This is a genomic window from Gottfriedia sp. NPDC058432, assembly GCF_042721555.1.
Classification (GTDB): Bacteria; Bacillota; Bacilli; order Bacillales; family Bacillaceae_G; genus Gottfriedia.
Genome location: NZ_JBHXLC010000001.1, coordinates 200,606 through 225,114, shown reverse-complemented (window position 1 = coordinate 225,114; position 24,509 = coordinate 200,606). Strand labels below are relative to the sequence as shown.

Below are 24,509 nucleotides of genomic sequence, written 5' to 3'. Positions count from 1 at the left end.
TTTTAATGAATGAAGCACTTTTAAAAAGTATGACGACATCTTTATGCATATTGCTATTTTTCACTAATTTTTAAAAAAAAATACAAAAAGAGCATGCTAACATATTGTTTCACACACTCTAGAAGTTAAACTAAATATTATTGGTTAAAAGAAATTTTTCCTAACTTTGCGTGTTTTTCATATCGCTGTTGAACTAGCTCATCACTATCCATAGATAACAGTGACTTTAATGTTTCGTATAAGTACTTATCGATATATTTAGCCTGTTGTTCAACATCATTTTGTGCTCCACCTTTTACTTCAGGTATAATTTGGTCAACTACACCTAATTCTAAAAGGTCAGGAGCTGTTATTTTCATTGTTTCAGCTGCTCTACGTGCTTGTGAGGAATCTTTCCATAATAATGCTGCTGCACCTTCTGGTGAAATAACAGAGTAAGTTGAGTTTTCTAACATTAGTAACTTATTACCAATTCCTAATGCTAACGCTCCACCACTACCACCTTCGCCAATTACAATACAAATAGTAGGTACTTTTAAGCCTGCCATTTCAAAAATATTACGGGCAATTGCTTCACTTTGTCCACGCTCTTCAGCTGCCTTACCAGGATATGCACCTTTTGTATCGATAAACGCAATAACCGGTCTGTTAAATTTCTCTGCTTGCTTCATTAAACGAAGTGCTTTTCGGTACCCTTCAGGATGTGGCATACCGAAATTACGTCTAATATTTTCTTTTGTATCTTTACCACGTTGATGTCCAACGACAGTAACCGGCAATCCACGATAAGATGCGATACCTGATACGATTGCAGCATCGTCTCCGAATAATCGATCACCATGACATTCAAAGAAATCTGTAAATAATCTATTAACATAATCCAAAGTAGTTGGTCGTTCTGGATGTCTAGCAACTTGTACACGATCCCAAACTCCCATGTTACCGTATATTTCATTTTCTAAGGTTTTTAAACGTTCCTCTAAACGTCTGATTTCTTCAGAAAAATCAACATCATGTTGACTTGTATAAACCTTTAGTTCGTCTATTTTCGTCTTTAGTTCATGAATCGGTTTTTCGAATTCTAACATAACCACTATTGCAAGACACCCCCTTGATGTAAGTTAAGGATTGTAAATAATTTTGAACGTAATTCTAATCGTGAAATGACTGCATCAAGCTGACCATGATTCATTAGGAATTCAGCAGTTTGGAAGTCTTCAGGTAATTCTTCACGGATCGTTTGCTCGATAATACGTCTACCTGCAAAACCGATTAAAGCACCAGGCTCAGCAAAGTTAAAATCGCCTAAAGACGCAAAACTAGCAGATACTCCACCTGTAGTTGGATTTGTCATAATTGAAATGGCTAAATAACCTAGTTCACTATGCTTTTTAAGCGCAGCGCTAGTTTTTGCCATTTGCATTAAACTTAAAATACCTTCCTGCATACGAGCTCCGCCAGATGCAGTAAAAATAATAAATGGTGATCCGTCAGATGAAGCTCGCTCAACTGCACGAGTTATTTTCTCTCCGACAACAGATCCCATGCTTCCCATTCGGAATCTTGCATCCATAACTGCAATTACAACAGGAATTCCGTCGATTTTTCCTTTTCCTGTTACAATAGCCTCGTTAAGCTCTGTTTTTTTACGATCACCTTCAAGCTTCTCTATGTAATCAGGGAAGTGTAAAGGATTTGCAGAAATCATATTTTGATCAAACTCTTCAAAAGTATCTTCATCAATTAAACTTTCGATTCTTTCGAATGCTGTCATTTGATGGTGATATCCACAACTATTACAAACTTTTAGGTTTTTTATTAATTCTTTTGTAATACTAATTTTTTTACATTTAGGACATTTTGTCATAACACCGTCAGGTAAATCTTGTCTCATTACTTCTGAAGGTATAGATGCATATTTTTTCTTTTTGGAAAATAAGTCTTTTATTTGCAACCTAATTCCTCCTAACTTTTTTAGTACTAAATACTAATAGGATACTATAAATGTTATACACTTTTTGTTAACATTTGTCGATAAAATTCAGCTAAATTTCGTCATTTCAACGATTTAAACAACATGAAATTTGTAGAAAATCTTAAAAAATTAATTTATACATTTTTTATGAAATTCCTTTAATTCCCAACAATCTCTGCGCTTTTTACCACATCTAAGTATTATATCAGATAAAAAAGGATAGTACTACATTACTTAATTTTAGTATTGTAATACTATCCCCATTAATATTGATATCTGGTAATAAAACTATTTAATTAAAGCTAGTTTTTTTGTTTTTTCTTCGATTTCTTTCGGGTCAACATTCAGTCTAGCAACCCCTGTTTCCATTGCAGCTTTTGCCACACTAGCAGCTACTTTTGGAGCTACTCGAGGATCAAATGGTGCTGGAATAATAAAATCTGGCGATAAATCCGCTTCACTTACTAAGCTTGCAATTGCATTTACTGCAGCAATTTTCATCTCTTCATTAATATGTGTAGCCCGAACATCTAATGCTCCACGGAAAATTCCTGGGAATGCAAGAACGTTATTTACTTGGTTAGGATAATCACTTCGACCAGTACCAATTACTAAAGCTCCAGCTTCTTTTGCATCTTCAGGCATAATTTCCGGATCAGGATTAGCCATTGCAAAAATAATAGGATTTTCGTTCATTGAACGAACCATTTCTTGTGTAACTGCTCCTTTTACAGAAACCCCAATAAATACGTCTGCTCCTTCAAGTACTTCTTTAAGGCTACCTTGTATTTTATCTTTATTCGTGTATTTTGCAACTTCATTTTTTACGCTATTCATACCATTTGGACGACCTTCGTAAATCGCGCCTTTTGTATCGCACATAATAATTTGACGAACACCAAAACGATATAATAATTTTAATATAGCAATACCTGCAGCCCCTGCACCATTTAGGACTACTTTAATATCAGCCATATTTTTATTCACTATTTTTAAAGCATTAACTAAACCTGCAAGTGTAACGATAGCCGTTCCATGTTGATCATCATGGAATATTGGAATATTCGTTTCACGCTTTAAGCGCTCTTCTATTATAAAGCAGTTTGGAGCTGCAATATCCTCTAAATTTATTCCACCAAATGTAGGTTCTAACAATTTTACTGTTTGAATGATTTGCTCTACATCTTGTGTATTTAAGCAGATAGGAAATGCATCAACACCAGCAAAGCTTTTAAACAACGCAGCTTTACCTTCCATTACAGGTAATGCAGCCTCTGGTCCTATATTACCTAGTCCAAGAACGGCAGAACCATCAGAAACTACACCAACCATATTACCTTTCATTGTGTATTCATAAACTCTGCTTTTTTCTTCGTAAATTTCTTTACACGGCTCGGCAACACCTGGTGAGTACGCTAAACTTAGTTCTTTAGCATTTGTAACTGGCACCTTAGAAACTGTTTCTAATTTACCTTGATGTACTCTATGCATATGTAATGCTTCTTCACTTAATAATGACAAACTATTCACTCTCCCTAATGTTGACGAGTTGACTTTTCAACTGTATATTTCTTTGTGATTTTCTCTTTAAAAGGTACAATTTTCTTTTTGTATGATATCACATGTATGTTAATAATAAATAGTTTAGAGAAGAATGTCTATTTCTTTAATACAACATTTGCATCCCCTACAATATTCCTTAACATCGAAAGACAATTCACAGATGGATTTACATAATAGTGTTCAGATAATTGAACAGCTTTTTTATCTTCCTCATAGTAAAGCACAACTTTCGTATGCCCTTTAAACTTAGAGATTGTTTGCTGTATTGTATATGAAATATTTTTATTAGTATGTCCCGTAATTTTAATAAATAAAGTATACTTCTTTTGATCGTTTAGTTCTTCCATTTCTTCGATTGTAAGAACTTCATTTATAATTAATTGTTTTCTTTCATCCCGTTCATCAACTTTTGCTTTAACTACGACTACTTCTTTTTCTTTTAATTTATGACGGTATTTTTCAAAAGTAGTTGGAAATACGACAGCATCAATCGAAGTACTTAAATCTTCAACTTGTAAAAAAGCCATATGCTGTTGTTTTTTTGTTTTTGTAACTCTTAAATCCTTAATATAGACAAACAGTAGATGCTCTGTATCTTTCTTCATCATACTTGATGAAATATTCTCAGCATCACTTTCATTAACCAACTTCTCGTATTGACTAATTGGATGACCTGATAAGTAAGTACCTAAAGCCTGTTTTTCGAGTTCAAGCTTAATTGAAACTTTCATTGGCTCCACTTTAATAATTTCTGGTTTAGGCACAAAATCTTCATCAAGAAATAAATCATATTGATCTTCATTTTCAGGTCTTACTATATCCACATAATCAAAAATCATATCAATATTTGCTAATAGTGTTGCTCGGTCGAGCTCAAACTCATCAAAACACCCTGAAAAAATTAAGTTTTCTATACTTTTACGGTTTAATGCTTTTGGTGAAATTTTAATACATACTTCAAAAAAGTCTTTATATGGTCGCTTTTGTAGAATTTCTCTTACAGTTGCTATTCCTATATTTTTAATAGCTAATAAACTATATCGAATTCCATTTCCTTCAACTACAAATGCATATTGACTTTTATTTATTGAAGGTGGATAGATTGGGATTCCTTTCAGTTTTGCTTCACCAATATAATTCGATACTTTCTCTTCACTTCCTATAAAACTCGATAAAAGTGCTGCATAAAATTCAAGAGGAAAATTTGCCTTTAAATATGCTAGTTGATACGCAATCATACTATACGCAACAGCATGACTCCTATTAAATCCATAGTTAGCAAATTGGACAATTAAATCGTATACTTCATTTGCAACTTGCTCATCATAACCTTTAGCTATTGCACCTTCTACAAAATGAATTCTTTCTTTGTCTAAAACTTCCTTCTTCTTTTTACTTACAGCTCTTCGAAGTAAATCTGCTTCACTTAAAGTAAACCCTGAAAGAGTTGAAGCAATTTGCATGATTTGCTCTTGATAGATAATTACACCATAGGTTGGTTTTAATATTTTTTCTAAAACAGGATGAGGATAAGTTACCTGCTCCAACCCATGCTTATATTGAATAAATCTAGGGATTTGCTCCATCGGACCCGGACGATATAACGCGTTTACAGCCACTATATCTTCAAACTGATTAGGCTGTAATTGCTGTAACACTCTTCTCATCCCTGAAGATTCTAGCTGAAATACACCTGAAGTATCTCCTTTACTAAGAATTTCAAATGTTTTTAGATCTTGTAATGGAATTTCTTCCAAATTAATTACTTCGCCTTTTGCTTCATAAATTAATCGACAGACTTCTTCCAATAAACTTAAGTTACGTAGGCCAAGGAAGTCCATCTTTACTAATCCAAGCTCTTCAAGTATTTCTGCGGGATATTGTGTTAAAAACACTCCATGATTCCCCTCTTGTAACGGGACAACATTTGTTAACGGAAGTTCAGAAATAATAACACCTGCTGCATGGATGCTTGTATGACGAGGTAATCCTTCAACTTGGCAAGCTACCTCAAATATCCTTTTATGAATACCAGAATGTTCAACATGACTTTTAAATGCTTTTGATTGCTCATAGACATCTTTTAATCCTAGTGATGATGATGGAATTAGCTTCGAATACCGATCTATTTCTGTTGGAGTAAGCCCCATTACCCTGGCAATATCTCGAATGGCCGCTTTTGCTCCTAATGTTCCAAATGTAATAATTTGTGCAACATGCACATCACCATATTTTGAAGCTACATAATCTATCATTTCATCTCTTCGATGATCTGGAAAGTCGATATCAATATCTGGCATTGTAATTCTTTCTTCATTTAAAAATCGTTCAAATAGTAAATTATAATGTAATGGGTCTACATTCGTAATTTTTAATACATAAGCCACTAAAGATCCCGCAGCGGACCCACGTCCTGGGCCAACAAATATTCCTTGTTCATGTGCATATTTAATGAAGTCCCAAACTATAAGGAAATAATCGTTAAATCCCATCTTATTGATTGTATTTAACTCAAATTCTAATCTTTGTTTAAGTTCATCATTTATTTCCCCGTACCGCTCAACTATCCCATTTTCGCAAACCATTTTTAAATATTCCAACGTTGAATACTCATCTGGTACTGGATACTTAGGCAATAACGGCTGATGAAATGGAATCGTTACATTACATAGATCTGAAATATGTATCGTGTTTTGAAATGCTTCTTCTTCATCAGAAAACAGCTTTACTAACTCGGCCTTTGATTTATAATAATATTCATTCGAATGTAATCTTGGTCTTGATTCGTCCGATAACTTAGTACCATTTTTAACTGAAAATAATGCATCTTGAATAAGTGCATCCTCTTTTTCAATATATCGAATGTCATTTGTTACAACTAGACCGATGTTTGTTTCTTTTTGTACTTGTTTAATTAATGGATATAGCGAACGATCTTCAGGTAAACTGTGATCTTGAATACTGACAAAAAAGTGATCGAAAATCGATTGATACTCTTTTAAATGAACAATAGCTCTTTCGATTTCTCCATTTAAAAGTAAGTTTTCAATTTCTCCTTCGATTCCCGGCGTAATTGCAATCACGCCGCTGCTATATGCCGATAACCACTTTTTAGGAATACCTTCTGGTGATTTAGTCCCTATAATACTCGTAAGTTTTAAAAGGTTTTGATAACCAGTCAAATCTTTTGCTAGTAAAATCATCGGATAAGACTGCTGTTCATCCATTAAAATTGAGAGTTTCACCCCAATAATTGGCTTAATCCCTGCTTTTTTACACGCATGATAAAAAGGAATTACCCCGTACATGACATTTTCATCTGCAATAGCAAGCGCAGGATGTCCTTCTCTAACAGCAGCATTAATTAATTCATCTATTTTACATGCGCTTTGCAATAAACTATAAGAACTTTGAACTTGCAAATGAACAAAACTCATCTACATTCCTCCTTACCATCTTTTCAATATAATCTATTCTATCACAAAACACGAACTTACATTCTATTTTTGTTCGGAGAAAATAAAACAAATCATTTATTTTGAGGCTTACTTTAATACTCATCATACACATAACACTTTGTCCATATATATTAATTGAGGGAGTGAGGACAATTGGAGCTTAAGTTGCCATTTATACCAGCATTAATTTCAATGTATTTTATTTCACTAGGAATCATAATAGGCGGATCAATCATCGGTTCAATCGGTTACTACGTAATTGGGCAACCACCACTAAGCAGCATGTATGATTTATCAATGAAATTAAGAATTTGGGCAATTGTTGGGGCGATTGGCGGAACATTTGATACATTTTATAGTTTTGAAAAAGGATTATTTGAAGGAGAAACAATCGAATTCATTAAGCAAATTTTCATGATTATAGCCGCCATGGGAGGAACACATACAGGTACAATCATTATTCAATGGTTTACAGGAGAACATGTTTAATGAAAGCTCCACCAGAACAACTTTCCCACGGTTGGGCTAAATTTTTTGTAGGCATTTTTTTTGGATTTATCATTAGTTGGCTTGTTTTTATTTATTTTTATGGAGTGACAGAAGAAGAACAAGTAAAACAAATATCTGAATTAAAAATGCTCAATAAAGAGTATTTAAGAGATAAAAATATATTTTTTGAAAATATGGAGCGAATGAACAAAGAAAACAAACGAAAATTAACAGTCCAAGAAATCAAAGTGACAATATTAAATTACAAACAATACAATTTAAATGAATTTACTAAACTTCAACTTGTTAATGATGTAGAGGATGATCTAAGTAATTTACTTACTCAAGATATAAAAAGTGTTTCCCAAAATCGAGAGTTATTAAGACGTGCAATTGAAAACAAAGTTTATATTAAAGATGATCGGCGATTTAAACTAGAAATAGATACAATCTATTTTGATACCGTATTAGAAATTACCCTAAAAATAAAAAGCACAAAATAAATGAGAGGCTAGAACTTACAATTAGCCTCTCAAATTTATTTTTTAAGCTTTATTTTTCTTCCCTACAAACCTTTTTTAATTCTTCCACTACTTTTTCTGCATCTTCCCATGAGAAGATTTTCGCTCCAGATGCAAGCGGATGCCCACCACCGTTAAACATAGCAGCTACTCCGTTTATAACTGGTCCTTTTGAACGAAGACGAACTCGAATTAAATCCTCTTCTTCTAAAAAGACAACCCAAGCTTTTACCCCTTTTATATGCCCAAGTGAACTTACAGCTAATGAAGCTTGCTCAGAGTTTACATTGTATTCATCCATTAGAGCCTTTGTCATGTTTATATGACCGACTCCCTCTTCTGTTAGTTTAAAATTTTGAAGAACATATCCATTTAAATGTGCCATCTCAATTGATGTTTCGTACATATTGTCATATATTTCATTAATAGAAAAATCCTTTTTTATCAAATTACTAGCTGCATGAAAAGTTCTTTCTGTTGTACTTGGAAATAGGAATCTTCCTGTATCTCCAATAATACCTGCATAAATTAGTCTTGCAGCTTTGTCAGTTACGACTAATTGTTCATTGCTACTTTCTGCAAGTTCAAAAATTAACTCACTTGTTGAACTGGCAGTAGTATCAACATGCATAATGTCACCGTATGGATCAACGTTCGGATGATGATCAATTTTAATCAGTTTCTTTCCAGTTGAATATCTAGCGTCATCTACTCGTTCTGTATTCGCAGTGTCACAAACAATGACAAGTGCATCCTTATATACTTCATCTTCAATTTCATCCATTTTATATAAATACTCTAGAGATTGTGGCAAATGTCCTACAACATATACTTTTTTTGCAGGATAACTTGCTTTAATCATCTCTGCTAAACCGCACTGAGAACCGATTGCATCTGGATCTGGTCGAACATGACGATGTATTATGATCGTATCAAATGAATGTATATCTTTTAAAATTTGTTCTTTCAACATTAAACTCTCCTTTATATGAAAACTTTTGAAATATAGTATCTATGACTGTAAAATAGAATTATGTATTAGTCATTGAAAGGTGGAAGCTAAGTGAATAGCATTGCAACAATCGTAATTATATCTTTTCTATTCTTCTTATTTTACGTTACCAAATTTTTCTTTACAAGCGAACTATTAACAAAAAAAATTGCAGGATCACGTGCAAGATTAACTTTTGGATTATTCTTATTGCTTTACGGTATAAATCAAATGGTAGCAAAGCTTGAATTAATAACAATTTGTGTCGGTATTCTTTTCATTCTATTTGGTGTGGCAAATCTATATCGTGGATACTTACAGAATAAGCATTATAAAGCAATTGAAAATAAACAAACTGTTTAATCTTATAGTAATCTAGAAAGTGAGAAAACTTACATGATGACAGAAGAACTATTTTCATCAAAATTTGATGAACTAGTAGAATTATCACATTCTAGTAATAAACTTCAAAAACTACTTACTTTTGCAGAAGAATTAGAGAATCAAGAGGAATGGGGATATCTATATTATGTAAATATGGAATTAGCAGAAACTGCTTTTTCTATTGGTGAAATAGACTTATTTATTGATACCTTCTTGTGGTGTGTAGATTTATATGATCAAAACGAAGAACGTATCGAGCAAGAGCAAATCCTATGGCTGTACAAATGGTTGTTGGAAATAATACCTCAGTCCCTCAGATTCACTTTAGAAGAAATTCACCATTATTTCGAAGATTTTAAGAATCGTTTAGTGATTGCTAACTATTCTTTAAGACCTTATTTTCAAGCTCTATTTATAATGAATTTATATTTAAATCAAATTGATTACGCAAAACAAAACTATCAACTATTTAAAAAATCTCCAAGGGATGATCTAAGTAATTGTGAAAAATGCGAAATGTATGGTGAAATGATTTATCTATTAAAAACTGATCATCTTCAAGAAGCTTTAAATTTACAAAATAAAATAATGAATAGCTCAGTTGATTGTGATGAAGCGATTCACAAATCCTATTCCAAATTACTTCTTCCTTTATTTGAAGATGGCAAAATAGACGAAGCATTAATCATTCAACAAAAAGCTTATTTTGTAACATATAATCGCACAAAATACATTCCTGAACTAAGTGAGCAAATGATCTTTTTAACTTTTTGTGATCCTGACAGAGCAATTGAATTGTTTTATAAACATGTTGATGTATGTGACAATCTTTCGAATCTATCACATAAATTCGAATTTTGGCTAGCAGCATTATTTATGGCGAAAAAATTGAAAATAAATGAAGATGAATTTATTTATGATTTAGAGAAATTAGAGAAAATTGTATATGACTTAGCAAAAGATTTTGATACTAGAAACGAAAATAATGAATTTGTTAATCGAGTTAATAAACTACTTTCGAATTAAAAATACGGGATGATTTTTTCATAAACTTCAAAGGCAGGGAATGGTTTCCTGCTTTTTTTTATGTGACTAAAAAATAATGGAAGCCCTAAAAAGGCTTCCAAACTTATCGATCTAATAACTGCATCATCATTAATGCTTTACCTACTAATATTCCTTGCTGAAATACTTCAACATCAACTTTTCCAAACTTACGACCTAATTCTAAAACTTTTGGTTTAATTTCAATTACATCATCAATTTGAACTGGCTGTACGAAGTAAATTGTAATATTTTCTACGATTAAGTCCCCTTTTTTCATGTCACGAACTGCTCGTTTACCTGCCTCGGTTACAATAGTCGTAAATACGCCATGTGAAAGAGTACCAATTACATTCGTCATTTGCGGAGTTACATTACATCTAATTGTAAAGTCATCATTTTTTTGATCTTTATTATTATGGAATTGACTCGTAACTATATCATCAATTGTTTCTCCCACTTGAGGCTGACGTTGCAATTGCTGTAGTGCTTCAAGTACATCTTGACGACTTATAATACCGATTAAGTTATTCGATGTATTTACAACTGGTAGCAACTCTATGCCTTCCCAAACCATCATTCTAGCAGCTGCCGCAACCGACATCTTTTCATTTACACTTATTGGTTGTCTAGTCATAACTTTGTCAATTCTTTGAGTACGTTGTTCATGTATGATATCCTTTGAAGTTACAATTCCAATTAGCTTACCTCGATCATCAATTACTGGATATCTTCCATGACCTGTGTCTCTATTATGTTCATACCACTTTTCAACTACATCAAATGGAGATAGTGTAGCTGTTTTTTCAGTTGGAATGAGTATATCCTCAACTAGTACTATATCTTTCTTAATTAACTGATCATAAATTGCTCTATTAATTAACGTCGCAACAGTGAACGTATCATAACTAGAAGAAATAATCGGCATTTTCATTTCATCCGCAAGACGTTTTACACTTTCTTCAGTATCAAATCCACCTGTTACTAAAACCGCTGATCCTTCTTTTAATGCTAATTCATGCGCCTTCACTCGGTTTCCGACGATTAATAAATTATTTGCACTAATATATCTCATCATCGCATCAAGCTGCATTGCACCAATAACAAACTTATTAAGTGTTTTATGTAATCCTTCTTTACCACCTAAAACTTGTCCATCAACAATATTAACAACTTCGGCAAAAGTTAATTTTTCAATATTTTCTTTTCTTTTCGTTTCAATTCGAATCGTACCTACACGCTCAATGGTACTAACGAAACCTTTGTTTTCCGCATCTTTAATTGCTCTATATGCAGTACCTTCACTTACACTTAAATCTTTTGCAATTTGTCTTACTGATATTTTATGACCGACCGGTAGTTGTTCAATATGTTCTAGTATTTGATCGTGCTTTGTAGTCAATTACCTCACCAAGCTTTCAATGGTTGTATTAATATTTTTATTAACTATTATATAACAATTCATACCATGAAAAAAAGCACGTTTCAACGTGCTACTAAAACTGTACTAATATTTTTTTCGATTGCCTATACTACAATAGTGAAATTGTTGTATTTGGCTCATGAATGAAACCATTTTTCTTTGGTAATTTTGCAAGGAACTCATTTGGGTCTACTTGGATTGGTGGAAATGTATTATAATGCATCGGAATTACTTGCTGTGCATTAATCCATTCAGAAGCAATTACTGCATCATCGATTCCCATTGTAAAATGATTACCAATTGGTAAATAGGCTATATCGATATTCTCATACTCACCTAAAGTTTTCATTCCTCTGTATAATGCAGTATCACCAGCATGATAAATTGTTTTACCAGCTATTTTTAATAAAACGCCTGATGGTGGTCCTACATTAATTATTTGTTTATTTTCTTCATCAACAATACTTGAACCATGGATTGCTTCTACTAATTTTAATTTACCAAATGAAAACTCTTTTTCTCCCCCGATATGCATAGGGACAACTTTGACACCTTGCCACGAGATCCAAGTTGCTAATTCCACAGGAGCAATAACAGTTGCATCATTTCGTTTTGCTAGTTCAACTGTGTCACCTAAATGATCACCATGACCATGTGTTACATAAATATAATTCACTTTAATATTTTCTACTTTTACATTAGTATGTGGATTGCCGTTAATAAATGGGTCAATAATAATTGAATCTTGACCTTGTTCTACTAAAATAACACTGTGCCCAAAATATGTAATTTTCAAATGAAGTCGCTCCTTTATTATAAAATTAGTCTCTACCACATTTTAACAGATTATTTTCTATTACAAAAATAAGAAATAAGTTAACTATTTTACGAAATTCGATAAAAAATGATAAAATAAGAGTGTTATAAACTGTAAAGACTTTTTTTGTTTATTGCAGTAATTTGTTTTTTAAGAAAGGATGTTACAAATGGAACACCGTATACAAAATCTATCAACTTGGTTAAAAGAGCAAGATATTCAACTAGGATTTATTACATCTACTGAGAACGTATTTTATTTAACTAATTTCCATTGTAATCCACATGAGCGTCTTTTAGCTTGTCTTGTATTTCCAAATGAAGAGCCTATTCTTGTATGTCCACAAATGGAAGTTGGACATGTACAAAATGCTGGCTGGAAATATGACGTAATCGGCTTTAATGATAGTCAAGATCCTTGGGCAATGATACAGGAATCATTAGCAAAACGTAATATTACAGTAAATCGTATGGCGATCGAAAAAGAGCATCTTCTTGTTGGCCGCTATGAAAGATTAGTACAACTTTTCCCTGGAGTGCAATTCCTTGCAGCTGAAGAAAAATTACATGACTTACGTTTAATTAAAGATAGTGAAGAAATTCGTCGTATGCAAGTTGCTGCTGAAGCGGCTGACATGGCTTGCCAAATTATTGTTGATCGTATTGCTGAAGGCAAAACAGAAATGGATTTAATTGCTGAAATGGAATACGAAATGAAGAAAAAAGGCATTTCTAAAACATCATTTAGCACGTTAATTTTAACTGGTGCAAACTCAGCGTTACCACATGGAAATCCAGGTACAAACCCAATTAAAAAAGGTGATTTCGTACTTATGGACTTAGGTTTTATCGTTGATGGATATTGCTCAGATATTACTCGTACAGTAATGTTTGGTCAACCAAATGAACAACAACGAGAAATTTATGAAACCGTTTTAAAAGGTCAACTTGCTGCAATCGAAGTAAGTAAACCAGGTGAGATATTAGGAAATGTTGATCGCGCTGCTCGTCAAATCATCACAGACGCTGGATATGGCGAATATTTCGTTCACCGTATTGGTCACGGTTTAGGTATTGGCATCCACGATTACCCATCAGTAAATGATTCAAATACTGATATTATTAAAACTGGTATGTCTTATACAATTGAACCAGGAATCTATGTGCCAAATGTTGGTGGAGTTCGTATTGAAGATGATATCGTTATTACAGAAACTGGTGCAATAACTTTAACAAAGTTCCCTAAAGAATTAATCATCCTATAATATGAATCAAGGCCAATTAATAAATATCCGACAAGTACTTCCATCAGATATCCCTATTATGCATAAATGGGAATGTGATGATGAGATTGGTAAGCTTGTAGGAATAGAAAAGCCACGTTCTTTAGATGAAATGGTACAAGGCTATGAAAAATATTTTGACGGACTTAAACCTAATCTCCGTTTATTCACAATCGAATACAATGGTATTTGTGTTGGAAGAATTGAATTAGGAAATCTTGATCAAGAGAATAATCATGCCGCTTTTGGAATCGTAATTGGGGATCAATCAATGCAAAAGAAAGGAATAGGTTCATTTGCATTAAACTATCTACTAAATTATGCTTTTAATGAATTAAAACTCGTAAAAATATACGGTGAAGTATACGAATTTAATATCGCTTCACAAAATTTCCTTACAAAATTAGGCTTTCAATTAGATGGTATATTGCGCAAGCATGAGTTTTTTAAAGGCGCTCATCGTGATATGTATCAATATAGCATTTTGAAAGAAGAATATAATTTGAGTCAGGTTTAAAGAAAAAGAATCCCTTTCTTCAGATGAAGATTGGGATTCTTTAGTTGTATAGACAAAATACTAAAACTTGATTTTCAGACTGATTGCAAGCGCTTGTCTTTCGAGGCGAGAAGCCTGGTGAGGAGCGGAGTTACCTTTGACGGTAATGAGCACCGCAGTCAGGTGAAGCAACGAAGAAAGCGAGCGTTTGTCAACAGTCTGAAAAAACTTTTTGAAGGATTGTATGCTGTAACGGAACACCACCCATTGATACATTTCGTTCAATTAGATGATACTGTTTGCCATTTATTATAAAAAGTCTATTTCCTCTGTAATCAACTGTTTTACCTTGGCTTTCTAGCTCGGCCTTCACAGCCTTCGCATATTCATTCAGATTTAAATAACGCTCATCTAAATCTAATGTAATATTTTGATTACGATAACCCATTAGCCAGTTAAACCCGAAAACACCTGCAATTAGAAAAATAAGTATAAAAATAAATTCCAATATCCTCACTCCTTTTTACATAAAATGGAAATTATAATATCATTTTACTATAAATATAAAATGAATGTTATTGGAATTGTGAATAAAATAAAATCCCTTTACCATCATCGATAAAGGGATTTTTCTTTTTATTAGTTTGTAGAAACAGAAGTACCTTGTAATAAAGTAGTTGCTTCTTTGTATTCTAAGCCGTGAGCTTCCGCTACTGCTTCGTATGTTACATATCCATCAAGTGTATTAATACCTTTGAATAATGCAGAGTTATCTAAGCAAGCTTTTTGATAACCTTTGTTTGCAATTTGAACTGCATAAGGTACTGTAACATTTGTTAATGCCATTGTAGAAGTACGAGGTACTGCACCAGGCATGTTTGCTACAGCGTAGTGTACTACTCCATGCTTCTCATATGTTGGGAAATCATGAGTTGTAATACGATCTGTTGTTTCGAAAATACCACCTTGGTCAATTGCAATATCAACTACAACTGAACCTGGTTCCATTGATTCGATCATTTCTTTTGTTACAAGTTTTGGTGCTTTTGCACCTGGAATTAATACTGCACCGATTACAAGATCAGATTCTTTAACCGCTTCAGCAATATTGTAAGGGTTTGACATTAAAGTCGTAATTTGATGACCAAAAATATCATCTAATTGACGTAAACGATCTGGATTTAAGTCAATCATCGTTACATGAGCACCAAGACCAACAGCTACTTTAGCAGCATTTGTTCCTGCTACACCACCACCAATGATTGTAACATTTCCACGACGTACTCCTGGTACTCCACCTAATAAAATACCTTTTCCGCCTTTATTTTTCTCAAGGAATTGAGCACCGATTTGAGCTGACATACGTCCTGCTACTTCACTCATTGGAGTTAATAACGGTAATGTATTGCCAACTTGTACAGTTTCGTAAGCAATTCCTACTACTTTATTATCAATTAAAGCCTTAGTTAATTCAGGCTCTGGAGCTAAATGTAAGTATGTGAATAAAATTAATCCTTCACGGAAATATCCATATTCGCTTGGAATTGGTTCTTTAACTTTCATAACCATTTCATTATTCCAAGCCTCTTCAGCTGTTTCAACAATTGTTGCGCCAGCATTTACGTATTCTTCATTTGTAAATCCTGAACCAATTCCTGCATTTGTTTCAATATAAACTGAATGTCCATGTCCAACTAGGTTCATTACTCCAGCTGGTGTCATTGCTACACGATTTTCGTTGTTTTTTATTTCTTTTGGTACCCCAATACGCATGTTATTTCCCCCTGAAATATATTTAATTCGTGCCTCTTAGGATGAGCTCTATTTAGTAAAAATTAATACATTTTTATATTAACACAAAACATATGTGCAGAAAATGAAAACGCTTAATTTCGTTTAATAAAAATAAATTCAGAATCTTTTTTACTATAAATTATGCTTTAAAAATGGAATTGTCCCATGATTTCTTATGATAATGGAATATGTCTGTATTTATTAATGACATCTAAACCACCAGTGATTTCAAATATATCACCCGTTATAAAATCAGACTCTTCCTTACACAAAAATTGCACCATTCTTGCTATATCTTCTCCAGTGCCAGATCTTCCAACTGGTGCAAGACCTTTTCCATCCTTACTTGCCTCAGTTTGACTTGCTTCTTTCATATCACCAACAATATCTCCTGGACAAATCATATTCGAAGTTATACCGTTTTCAGCTTCCTCATAGGCTATTGTTTTCGTTAATGAAACTAGCCCTACTTTAGCTGCGCTGAATGCAGAACGATAAATCCATCCCGAAGCTGAGTTGGCACCTTGAAATCCATAATTAATTATTCGGCCATATTTCTGCTTTCTCATAATTGGAATAATTTGCTTTAAAAGATAAAACACGCTGTGCAAATTTCCATACATCAAGTATTCCCACTCTTCATCAGTGTAGTCGGCCAGTTTTTTACGGTTAAATAAATACGGACCAGCATTATTGATCAGACAATCAACCCTACCGAATTTCTCCATCGTTTTTGAGACAATCTCATTAATAAATTGTTTATCGCAAATATCACCTTTTACAAAAAGAATTCGGTCTAAATAATCCTTCCATTCTTCTTTTCGCTCTTTGACAGCTTGTTCATCAGAAAAGTACGTAACAGTTACTGAATAACCTTCGTTTAAAAATGCTTCAGTTACTTTCTTCCCTAACCCCTTCGATCCTGCCGTAATGACAGCATGCCTCATAAAACTCTTCCTTTCAAGTCTAAATAATTTTATATATTTGTGAAAATCATCTAGATAAATCAATCAATTGTATGTATTTGTAAATTCTATTCTCATTAACCTTTTTAAAAGGTTATTTAAGCCAAAAGACCTATCCTTTAAAAATTATGTCATTATCTTATACATATATCTTTAATTTAGTAAGATTATTTTATTAAAAGATAACTATGTTTTCTATTATTATGAATTATTTTCCTTTTATTTTAATAATTTTTATTTTTAGATTTTAGGCTTTTTACAAACAATTTTTATCTCGCAAATCTAGAAATTTAAAAATCAATATGTTTCACATATTTTTTTCAATGTATAATATAGTCAAGAGGTGGAGTAAAAATGTTACAAGATTATTTTTCATACGATGAACGATTAGGTATTTTTCTACCCAGCCTAAATTTAGATTGGGAAGATTACTCTCACGACCAACAACAAATGATTCTTACGGAATGGGAATATATACGTGGTGGAATACCTGATCAAATTAAGCGTTTAGAGTTTTCGATTAATCATAAACAAGAACAATTAAATCATGAATCAGATTTTGCTTTGAGCTGTAAATTAAATTCTGAAATTGCAGATTTAGCATCAGTTATTAATGATCTTTGGATTTGGTTTAGAAGTAACCAACAAATGTCGAATGATACAAAAATACATGGTTAAAAAGCTAACAATAAATTTGTTAGCTTTTTTTCTGTATCACTATTATTTTGTTTATTCATTTTCGCGCTTTTGAATTTGTAAAAGCGTGTCTCCGATTGTTTTTAGTTCCTCTTTGAGTCTGATGGTTTCATTGGCAACTTTTTCGGAGGATGCTTCTTTAATTTGCTTGTTTAGTTGGTCTATCACTTTTCGTAACTTCCCGACAGATTGTTCTAGTTGAAAACTTGATGTAGGCTTCATAATTGCCTCCTTGAATGGTTTTCTTTTAGCATACCATATACTCGTTTACAACCATACGGGTATTCGATGAACTAAGAGTAAATAGACCATTGGAGGTTCGAAGTATTTCGGTTTTCACTCATTCTACACACTTAAAAAGCTAACAGTAGATTTGTTAGCTTCTCTAATAATGATTTAATCTGTTGGTTCCTGATTTACCCGTTCCGATAATATACGATATTGATAAAATTTCTTTGTATATTCTAATACGTTTTTTGTAAAAGATTCATTCCATTTCGCCCCTACAGAAACGCCTAATAATGGAATACCACCTAAAACTTTATTCCGTAATGAATGGATCATTAATAACTTGCACATTTGTAATATGACTGTGTAATAAACCCCTTCTCCCTTAAATTCATTTTCCCAAGTTGCAAATACGTCAGAATCCTCATGCTTTAAAATATCATTCATTAAATTACTCCAAACAACATATTTTTCAGTTGATGGGAGAATTGCACCTTGTAATATTTTTAAGCTACATTCCATCTCTTTTGGAATACTTACATCATATCCATAACAAAGAGCTATTTCCTGTACCGTTTTAAGATTAATAAATAATAATGCCGGTAAATCGCCAAATAAAGCAAGTTTTGAGCTAGTTCCACTTATACCACCTTGAACACTTGAGACAATTAATGCTTTCGATATTTCTTGCTCAGCTAAGAAATTTAATTGTCTTAATGGTAACTTTCTTAAATCGCTTATTGTCTTAATATCACTTCTTAAAATTTGCGCTCGAGTAAGAATATCTAATTTTTTTTCTTGAAACTGTTTTGTTGTTTGTATTAAAGATTGAGTGTGGAAAAAAGCAGTTGAAAAAAATTCATTAAAAGTACTCGAATAACTCTGAGGTATTTTTTGGAGGAGAAAATTAGAAGCATTTTGATACATCAATTCAAATTTATTTAAATTTTGCTGTTGTTGTTTCTTTTCAATCAATTCGTTAAGTTCAAGCCATAGATTATACTCTTTCATTTGATCCATACTATCACCTCAAATATAAAAAAACGTAGAGCCAAAAAGTGATCTCATCTTAAGAATATGAGGTCATCTATTTTTGTATGCTCTACGTTTATGTTTACTAAAAGATTATTTCATTCCAACTCGTACTACATCTCTTGCGATTACAACTTCTTCATTAGTAGGAATAACGATTACTTTAACTGGAGAGTGATCAAAGCTAATGAAAGCTTCTTTTCCTCTAAAGTTATTTTTACTTGGGTCAAAATAAACACCCATAAATTCAAGACCTTCTAAAACGGCTTGACGAATTTCCGGACCATTTTCACCAATACCCGCAGTGAAAATAATTGCATCTACGCCTTTCATACGAGCAGCGTAAGAACCTAAATATTTGTGGATACGTTCAATGAATACACTTTGAGCGATTTTAGCTCGTTTATTACCTTCTTCAGCTGCAGTCTCAATATCACGTAAGTCACTTGAGAATCCAGAGATACCAAGCATACCACTTTGTTTATTTAATACATCAAGTACTTCCTCAGCTGTTTTACCTGTTTTTTCCATAATAAATGGAATTAAAGCTGGGTCTAAGTTACCTGAACGAGTTCCCATTGTTACACCAGCAAGTGGAGTGAATCCCATTGAAGTATCGATTGATTTTCCACCTTCAACTGCAGCAATACTTGCACCATTTCCTAAGTGACATGAAATAAGTCTTAATTCTTCAAGAGGTTTACCGATTAATTCAGCAGCTCTTTCTGTTACATACTTATGAGATGTACCGTGGAATCCATATTTACGAATACCAAATTGTTTATAGTACTCATAAGGTAAGCTATATAAGTAAGACTCTTCAGGCATTGTTTGATGGAATGCAGTATCAAATACAGCAACTGCAGGAATATTTGGTAATAATTCTTTAAATGCACGAATACCAACTAGGTTAGCTGGGTTATGAAGCGGTGCTAAATCTGAAAGTTGATCAATTTGTTGTTCAACTTCTTCAGTAATTAAAGCAGAATCTGTAAATAATTCTCCACCGTGAACTACACGATGTCCAACTCCATGAATTTCATCGAATGAAGAAATAATTCCTAAACCTGTTAGCTTTTCAAGAAGCATTTTTACTGCTACAGAATGATCAGCAATATCAGTTACTTCTTTAATTTTTTCGCCGTTTACTGAAATAACAAAAACGCTATCCTTTAATCCGATACGTTCTACTAAACCAATTGTAAGTACTTTTTCGCTAGGCATTTCAATTAATTGAAATTTTAATGACGATGAACCTGCATTAATAGCAAGAATATTTGCCATGTTTTTACATCTCCTTTAAACATGAAACTGTTATATTTTTTTAGCTGAAATTATTATAACACAAATTAGTTTACGTGTTTAAAAGTTCAATTATTGTAAATTTTCTTTAAACCATTCGTTCATTTGAAGCATAATATCTTCAACTGCCTTCATATTCGATAACTTAGGGAAATCAACTAGTAAAGCCTGTTTTGGCTTCTTCATATTTTCTGCATTTTTGCGGATTATTAATATACTTTTTTGATGTCTTTCGTCCTTAAAGGCAGATACTGGCAACTGTATCAATCCTTGAATAACACCTGTTTCATTAATATAGCTCTGTAATTGTGCAGATTGCTCTGAAGTAAATAAGTGATTTGGAACTAATGAAATGAAAAATCCTCCAGATTTTAAGTAGTTCATACTTTGTTCAACAAATAAATGATGAGCATAAGACATGCCTTCTTTTGCTTTTAAAGTATACTCTTTTGCACGTTCAGTATTTGGATAAAAGCCAATAGGAAGATCACAAACAACAAGATCAACCGGATCTACAAATAAAGGCGCTAAACTGTCTTGATTAAATAGTTCTATTTCATGTCCGAGTAAGTTGCCAATAACAAATGCTATTCTAACAAGAACGTCGTCTACATCGATTCCGACAGAATCAGTAAATTTATCCTTCGAAGAATTTAAAATTGTTAATAAAAGATTTCCAGTACCAATTGCCGGATCTAAAATAGTTAAATTTTGTTTACCCTCTGTAAGCTTTCCAACTAAATACGTAATAATAAAAGCAATACCATCTGGGGTCATTTCATGGTTTGTTTGTACCCCTTGCTTCATTCCTTTTAATATTGCTAATTGAAATGCTCTACGAATACTCTCATTATCTTTTGACGCCGATGTAAATTGATGAATTGTATTCATAAGCTGATCTTTTTGCGGACCATTAATTTCTCCTTGCAAAACTTCCCCTTCAAAGAAATTTTCACCAGTCTCAATTAATGCCTCTAAATAAGAAATTTCTAAATTATCTTTTAAACATTCTGTCGATTCATCTATGTAGTTAAATAAAAATTCCACTGAATTCTCTTTTACCATTATTAATTCCTCACTTTCATTATAGAACAGTCATTGTGTTTCATTATACGTATGGCTTTTAAACGTGTCCACTTTAACAAATTTCTTCTATTAGAAAGTATTTGGTTTTTTTTATAAATTTTAATCCAGTACTGTTAATTTAATTTTAATCGATGATTGTTTACTTTTATTTAATACAATTTGAACTTTTTATGTAGTTTTAAATTATTAGTACATATTAACAAAACAAATAAAGACCTCCAATTTTTGAGGTCTTTACTGTGTTGAAATAATTAAGTATATGTAGATCTATTTTTCAAGGTCGTCAGTTTAACTAATTTTTACTTTCTTTTCTATCGGCTTCATAAATCGAGTGATATAGTTCAAAGATTTTGTTCCATGAACTAGGCGATATAAGCTTGTGATAACCGATAGTAATGTATATGGTTTGTATGCTAAGTATTTTGATTCCCATTTATTTGCAAATTTGCTTTTAAAAGTTAATAATCCTTTGAAGTTATAAATTGAGTTACCATATTTAAAGATCATCTTTGCAGATTTTTCGATGATTGATGCTTTTGAATCTTGGCCAACATTTGCTAACGGAGCCATTCCAAGGCTGCAGCTTTTAAATCCATTTTCTTTTGCCCAAAACATAATTGAAACAAAAAGCATATCCATCGTTCCATATGGTAATTCTTTTAAATATCTCATTAAATCGATTGTTATATTTTCGCCTTGAACCGGTAATGTCGCAAAAGCAATAACTTGATCATTTTTATCTCTTAGGATACCTATTGGAAAATTTGACACATAATCAAAATGAAATGAACCAACTGAAAAAGACAGCTCTTCTCTTCCATTTAGCCATACATCTGAAACTCCTTTTAGCTCTTGAAGTAGACCTTTAGAATGTCCTGGCATAGACACTTCAAATTGATATCCTTGTCGAATAAATTTGTTCCTTTTTGTTCTTAGTTTTGCTCCTTTTTTACCTGCAATTTCGAAATTTTCTAGTTCAACTATTGCTTCTTCACCTAATTTTAGTAATCGATAGCCAGCTTTTTCATATAACATTTTTGAGTTTTCATCTACTTGATAAAAGCACGGAATACATTTTATACTCTTAGAATAATTTTCAAACTCTATTAATTTTTCAAAAGAAATCTCTCCAATTGGATCACATAGAACAACTAATTTATTCCTCTGTTTACGGTAAACAAATGCAGATTTTTGATCTTCTGAAAGAAATACTTTTTTATCACCAAGTAATCCTAAATGTGTTAATGAAGTTCCACCATATGTTTGAATAAGTTGTTGAATAATCTCAATTGTAGTTTTATGATTTGATTCTTTTAAAATTTGTTTCATAATACCCCCAAAATAAAGAGTCAATTTTCTTTACAATTTCTATTTTACAAAAAATAATTCCTTGTGGATATCCATTCATTATTTTTTTTTAATAATCTATTATTTGGTAATATTTAACCCCTCCTGTATAATTCAATTTAATAAATATAATGGATGTGAGAACAAATGAATAAGAAGATTGGTTTTATTGGTTGCGGTAAAATGGCCCAAGCTATGATTGGTGGGTTAATTGATTCGAATGTAATTGAGAAGCAGCAAATTTATGTAAGTGCAAGGTCTAATGAAACACTTGTAAAAGTGAAAGATTTATATAATGTTCAAACATTAAATAGTAATATCGATTTAGCAAAGCAAGTTGATTATTTGTTTTTAGCAGTAAAACCTGATTTATATCCTACAATTATTGAAGAAATTAAAGAAGTTGTTACAAATAATACTGTGATCATTACGATTGCCGCTGGAATTACTTTAGAAGGTGTTGAAAAATCATTCGGTAAAGAAGTTAAAATCGTTAGAACGATGCCAAATACTCCTTCATTAGTTAGAGAAGGTATGAGTGCACTTTGTCATAATCAAATAGTTACCCATGATGAGTTAAGTGAAGTAATGGAAATTTTCAATAGCTTTGGAAAATGCGAATTAGTAAATGAAAAATTAATGGATGCGATTCCTGCAGTTAGTGGTTCTTCTCCAGCTTATGTTTACTTAATGATCGAAGCATTAGCTGACGGAGCTGTATTACAAGGGATAAAGCGTGACCAAGCATATAAATTAGCTGCCCAAGCAGTTTTAGGAGCAGCAAAGATGGTACTTGAAACTGAATTACATCCTGGAGAACTAAAAGACCAAGTTTGCACACCAGGTGGGGCAACAATAGAAGCGATTGCCGAATTAGAAAAACAAGGCTTCCGCTCATCTATTATTTCGGCTATGGAACGTTGTACTGAGAAATCAGTGTCTTTAGGTAAATAATCTTGGCAACAGTCTGATACTTAAGTTTATGTACTTTATACAATCTGAGACATTCATATTTATGAATGTCTTTTTAAATGCAAAAAAACTGCCGAGTTCTACTCGACAGCCTTTTACCTCTTAATAGAGTTATCGTTATTATTTTGCAGCTTTTACAGCTTCGATTGCTGCTTCATAGTTTGGATGAGTTGTACCTTCAGCTACGTACTCAACGTAAGTAACAACGTCATTTGAATCTACTACGAATACTGCACGAGCTAATAAACGTAATTCTTGCATTAAAACACCAAATGCTTCACCAAAAGATGCATCACGGTGATCAGAGTATGTATGTACATTTTCTAAACCACTTGCAGCACACCATCTTTTTTGTGCGAATGGTAAGTCCATTGAAATTGTTAAAACTTCAACGTTTTCTACGTTTGATAATTCTTCGTTAAAACGACGAGTTTGTGCATCACAAATTCCAGTATCTACAGAAGGTACTGCGCTGATTAAACGTACTTTACCAGCTGAAGCTTCTAAAGTTACAGGGCTTAAATCGTTTGCTAATACAGTAAAGCTTGGAGCTTTTTCTCCTACTTTTACTTCTTGTCCAATAAGAGTTACTGGATTGTTTTTAAATGTTACAGATGCCATGATATTTCCTCCCAAAATTACAA

Annotated in this window: 24 protein-coding genes; 8 read left to right on the top strand and 16 right to left on the bottom strand. The window is 32.6% G+C overall.

Annotated elements, in window-relative coordinates; all coding sequences use genetic code 11:
* Window positions 1–137: 137 nt before the first annotated feature.
* From accA to dnaE, 4 genes are all read right to left on the bottom strand, one after another.
* Window positions 138–1,094 carry an acetyl-CoA carboxylase carboxyl transferase subunit alpha gene (gene accA, locus ACFWM3_RS01200; RefSeq protein ID WP_390309773.1) on the bottom strand — a complete coding sequence of 319 codons (957 nt, stop codon included), beginning with the start codon at window positions 1,092–1,094 and terminating at the stop codon, window positions 138–140.
* A complete protein-coding gene (accD, locus tag ACFWM3_RS01195; RefSeq protein ID WP_335410905.1) occupies window positions 1,094–1,894 on the bottom strand; it encodes an acetyl-CoA carboxylase, carboxyltransferase subunit beta in 801 nt (266 codons plus the stop codon). Before accD ends, accA begins: the two co-directional genes overlap by 1 nt.
* A gap of 369 nt (window positions 1,895–2,263) precedes the next feature.
* On the bottom strand, window positions 2,264–3,496 hold the full coding sequence (ystJ, locus tag ACFWM3_RS01190; protein ID WP_056472228.1) for an NADP-dependent malic enzyme: 1,233 nt from the start codon (window positions 3,494–3,496) through the stop codon (window positions 2,264–2,266).
* A 137-nt stretch (window positions 3,497–3,633) separates the two neighbouring features.
* Complete coding sequence (gene dnaE / locus ACFWM3_RS01185) at window positions 3,634–6,975, bottom strand: DNA polymerase III subunit alpha (RefSeq protein WP_390309771.1); 3,342 nt, start codon at window positions 6,973–6,975, stop codon at window positions 3,634–3,636.
* Between the two features lie 174 nt (window positions 6,976–7,149).
* Here dnaE and ytrH point away from each other — a divergent pair, with 174 nt between their 5' ends.
* Window positions 7,150–7,485 carry a sporulation membrane protein YtrH gene (ytrH, locus tag ACFWM3_RS01180; RefSeq protein WP_056472224.1) on the top strand — a complete coding sequence of 112 codons (336 nt, stop codon included), beginning with the start codon at window positions 7,150–7,152 and terminating at the stop codon, window positions 7,483–7,485.
* Window positions 7,485–7,988 (top strand): sporulation membrane protein YtrI, encoded by a 504-nt coding sequence (gene ytrI / locus ACFWM3_RS01175; protein WP_390309770.1) that lies wholly within the window; start codon window positions 7,485–7,487, stop codon window positions 7,986–7,988. Before ytrH ends, ytrI begins: the two co-directional genes overlap by 1 nt.
* Window positions 7,989–8,037: 49 nt before the next feature.
* Here the strand turns inward: ytrI and ACFWM3_RS01170 are convergent, their stop codons facing one another.
* Window positions 8,038–8,976, bottom strand: a complete 939-nt coding sequence (locus ACFWM3_RS01170; protein WP_390309970.1) for a DHH family phosphoesterase — start codon at window positions 8,974–8,976, stop codon at window positions 8,038–8,040.
* Between the two features lie 93 nt (window positions 8,977–9,069).
* Between ACFWM3_RS01170 and ACFWM3_RS01165 the strand changes: the two genes are divergently transcribed.
* Together ACFWM3_RS01165 and ACFWM3_RS01160 are read left to right on the top strand one after the other, a co-directional pair.
* Window positions 9,070–9,360, top strand: a complete 291-nt coding sequence (locus tag ACFWM3_RS01165) for a YtpI family protein (RefSeq protein WP_056472217.1) — start codon at window positions 9,070–9,072, stop codon at window positions 9,358–9,360.
* A 33-nt stretch (window positions 9,361–9,393) separates the two neighbouring features.
* A complete protein-coding gene (locus ACFWM3_RS01160) occupies window positions 9,394–10,407 on the top strand; it encodes a hypothetical protein (protein ID WP_390309768.1) in 1,014 nt (337 codons plus the stop codon).
* 103 nt (window positions 10,408–10,510) lie between these two features.
* On the opposite strand, the gene ACFWM3_RS01155 is transcribed toward ACFWM3_RS01160, so the two are convergent.
* Both ACFWM3_RS01155 and ACFWM3_RS01150 read right to left on the bottom strand, forming a co-directional pair.
* Window positions 10,511–11,827 carry a DRTGG domain-containing protein gene (locus ACFWM3_RS01155; RefSeq protein ID WP_056472212.1) on the bottom strand — a complete coding sequence of 439 codons (1,317 nt, stop codon included), beginning with the start codon at window positions 11,825–11,827 and terminating at the stop codon, window positions 10,511–10,513.
* 130 nt (window positions 11,828–11,957) lie between these two features.
* On the bottom strand, window positions 11,958–12,644 hold the full coding sequence (locus tag ACFWM3_RS01150) for a metal-dependent hydrolase (RefSeq protein ID WP_056472210.1): 687 nt from the start codon (window positions 12,642–12,644) through the stop codon (window positions 11,958–11,960).
* 190 nt (window positions 12,645–12,834) lie between these two features.
* Here ACFWM3_RS01150 and ACFWM3_RS01145 point away from each other — a divergent pair, with 190 nt between their 5' ends.
* A complete protein-coding gene (locus tag ACFWM3_RS01145) occupies window positions 12,835–13,929 on the top strand; it encodes a M24 family metallopeptidase (RefSeq protein WP_056472208.1) in 1,095 nt (364 codons plus the stop codon).
* Between the two features lies 1 nt (window position 13,930).
* Complete coding sequence (locus ACFWM3_RS01140) at window positions 13,931–14,464, top strand: GNAT family N-acetyltransferase (RefSeq protein ID WP_390309766.1); 534 nt, start codon at window positions 13,931–13,933, stop codon at window positions 14,462–14,464.
* 190 nt (window positions 14,465–14,654) lie between these two features.
* On the opposite strand, the gene ACFWM3_RS01135 is transcribed toward ACFWM3_RS01140, so the two are convergent.
* The 3 genes from ACFWM3_RS01135 to ACFWM3_RS01125 form a co-directional block, all read right to left on the bottom strand.
* Window positions 14,655–14,951, bottom strand: a complete 297-nt coding sequence (locus tag ACFWM3_RS01135) for a hypothetical protein (protein ID WP_390309764.1) — start codon at window positions 14,949–14,951, stop codon at window positions 14,655–14,657.
* 131 nt (window positions 14,952–15,082) lie between these two features.
* The gene (ald, locus tag ACFWM3_RS01130; protein WP_069034611.1) at window positions 15,083–16,216 is read right to left on the bottom strand and encodes an alanine dehydrogenase; all 1,134 of its coding nucleotides are present in this window, start codon (window positions 16,214–16,216) and stop codon (window positions 15,083–15,085) included.
* A gap of 194 nt (window positions 16,217–16,410) precedes the next feature.
* Complete coding sequence (locus tag ACFWM3_RS01125) at window positions 16,411–17,184, bottom strand: SDR family oxidoreductase (RefSeq protein ID WP_390309762.1); 774 nt, start codon at window positions 17,182–17,184, stop codon at window positions 16,411–16,413.
* A 372-nt stretch (window positions 17,185–17,556) separates the two neighbouring features.
* Here ACFWM3_RS01125 and ACFWM3_RS01120 point away from each other — a divergent pair, with 372 nt between their 5' ends.
* Window positions 17,557–17,880, top strand: coding sequence for a hypothetical protein (locus tag ACFWM3_RS01120; protein WP_390309760.1), 324 nt, complete (start codon window positions 17,557–17,559; stop codon window positions 17,878–17,880).
* A 51-nt stretch (window positions 17,881–17,931) separates the two neighbouring features.
* Here ACFWM3_RS01120 and ACFWM3_RS01115 read toward each other — a convergent pair whose 3' ends face one another.
* From ACFWM3_RS01115 to ACFWM3_RS01095, 5 genes are all read right to left on the bottom strand, one after another.
* Window positions 17,932–18,120: a hypothetical protein gene (locus ACFWM3_RS01115; RefSeq protein ID WP_056472195.1), complete on the bottom strand. Its 189-nt coding sequence runs from the start codon at window positions 18,118–18,120 to the stop codon at window positions 17,932–17,934.
* A gap of 174 nt (window positions 18,121–18,294) precedes the next feature.
* Complete coding sequence (locus ACFWM3_RS01110; protein ID WP_390309759.1) at window positions 18,295–19,146, bottom strand: EcsC family protein; 852 nt, start codon at window positions 19,144–19,146, stop codon at window positions 18,295–18,297.
* 105 nt (window positions 19,147–19,251) lie between these two features.
* Window positions 19,252–20,442: an acetate kinase gene (locus ACFWM3_RS01105; RefSeq protein WP_056472190.1), complete on the bottom strand. Its 1,191-nt coding sequence runs from the start codon at window positions 20,440–20,442 to the stop codon at window positions 19,252–19,254.
* 90 nt (window positions 20,443–20,532) lie between these two features.
* Window positions 20,533–21,525, bottom strand: a complete 993-nt coding sequence (locus tag ACFWM3_RS01100; protein WP_390309757.1) for a class I SAM-dependent methyltransferase — start codon at window positions 21,523–21,525, stop codon at window positions 20,533–20,535.
* A gap of 309 nt (window positions 21,526–21,834) precedes the next feature.
* The gene (locus ACFWM3_RS01095; RefSeq protein WP_390309755.1) at window positions 21,835–22,875 is read right to left on the bottom strand and encodes a phosphatidylglycerol lysyltransferase domain-containing protein; all 1,041 of its coding nucleotides are present in this window, start codon (window positions 22,873–22,875) and stop codon (window positions 21,835–21,837) included.
* 165 nt (window positions 22,876–23,040) lie between these two features.
* On the opposite strand from ACFWM3_RS01095, the gene proC reads away from it, so the two are divergent.
* Window positions 23,041–23,847 carry a pyrroline-5-carboxylate reductase gene (proC, locus tag ACFWM3_RS01090; protein WP_056472182.1) on the top strand — a complete coding sequence of 269 codons (807 nt, stop codon included), beginning with the start codon at window positions 23,041–23,043 and terminating at the stop codon, window positions 23,845–23,847.
* 138 nt (window positions 23,848–23,985) lie between these two features.
* On the opposite strand, the gene tpx is transcribed toward proC, so the two are convergent.
* Entirely contained in the window at window positions 23,986–24,486 is a 501-nt protein-coding gene (gene tpx / locus ACFWM3_RS01085; protein WP_056472180.1) for a thiol peroxidase, read from the bottom strand.
* Window positions 24,487–24,509 lie beyond the last annotated feature (23 nt).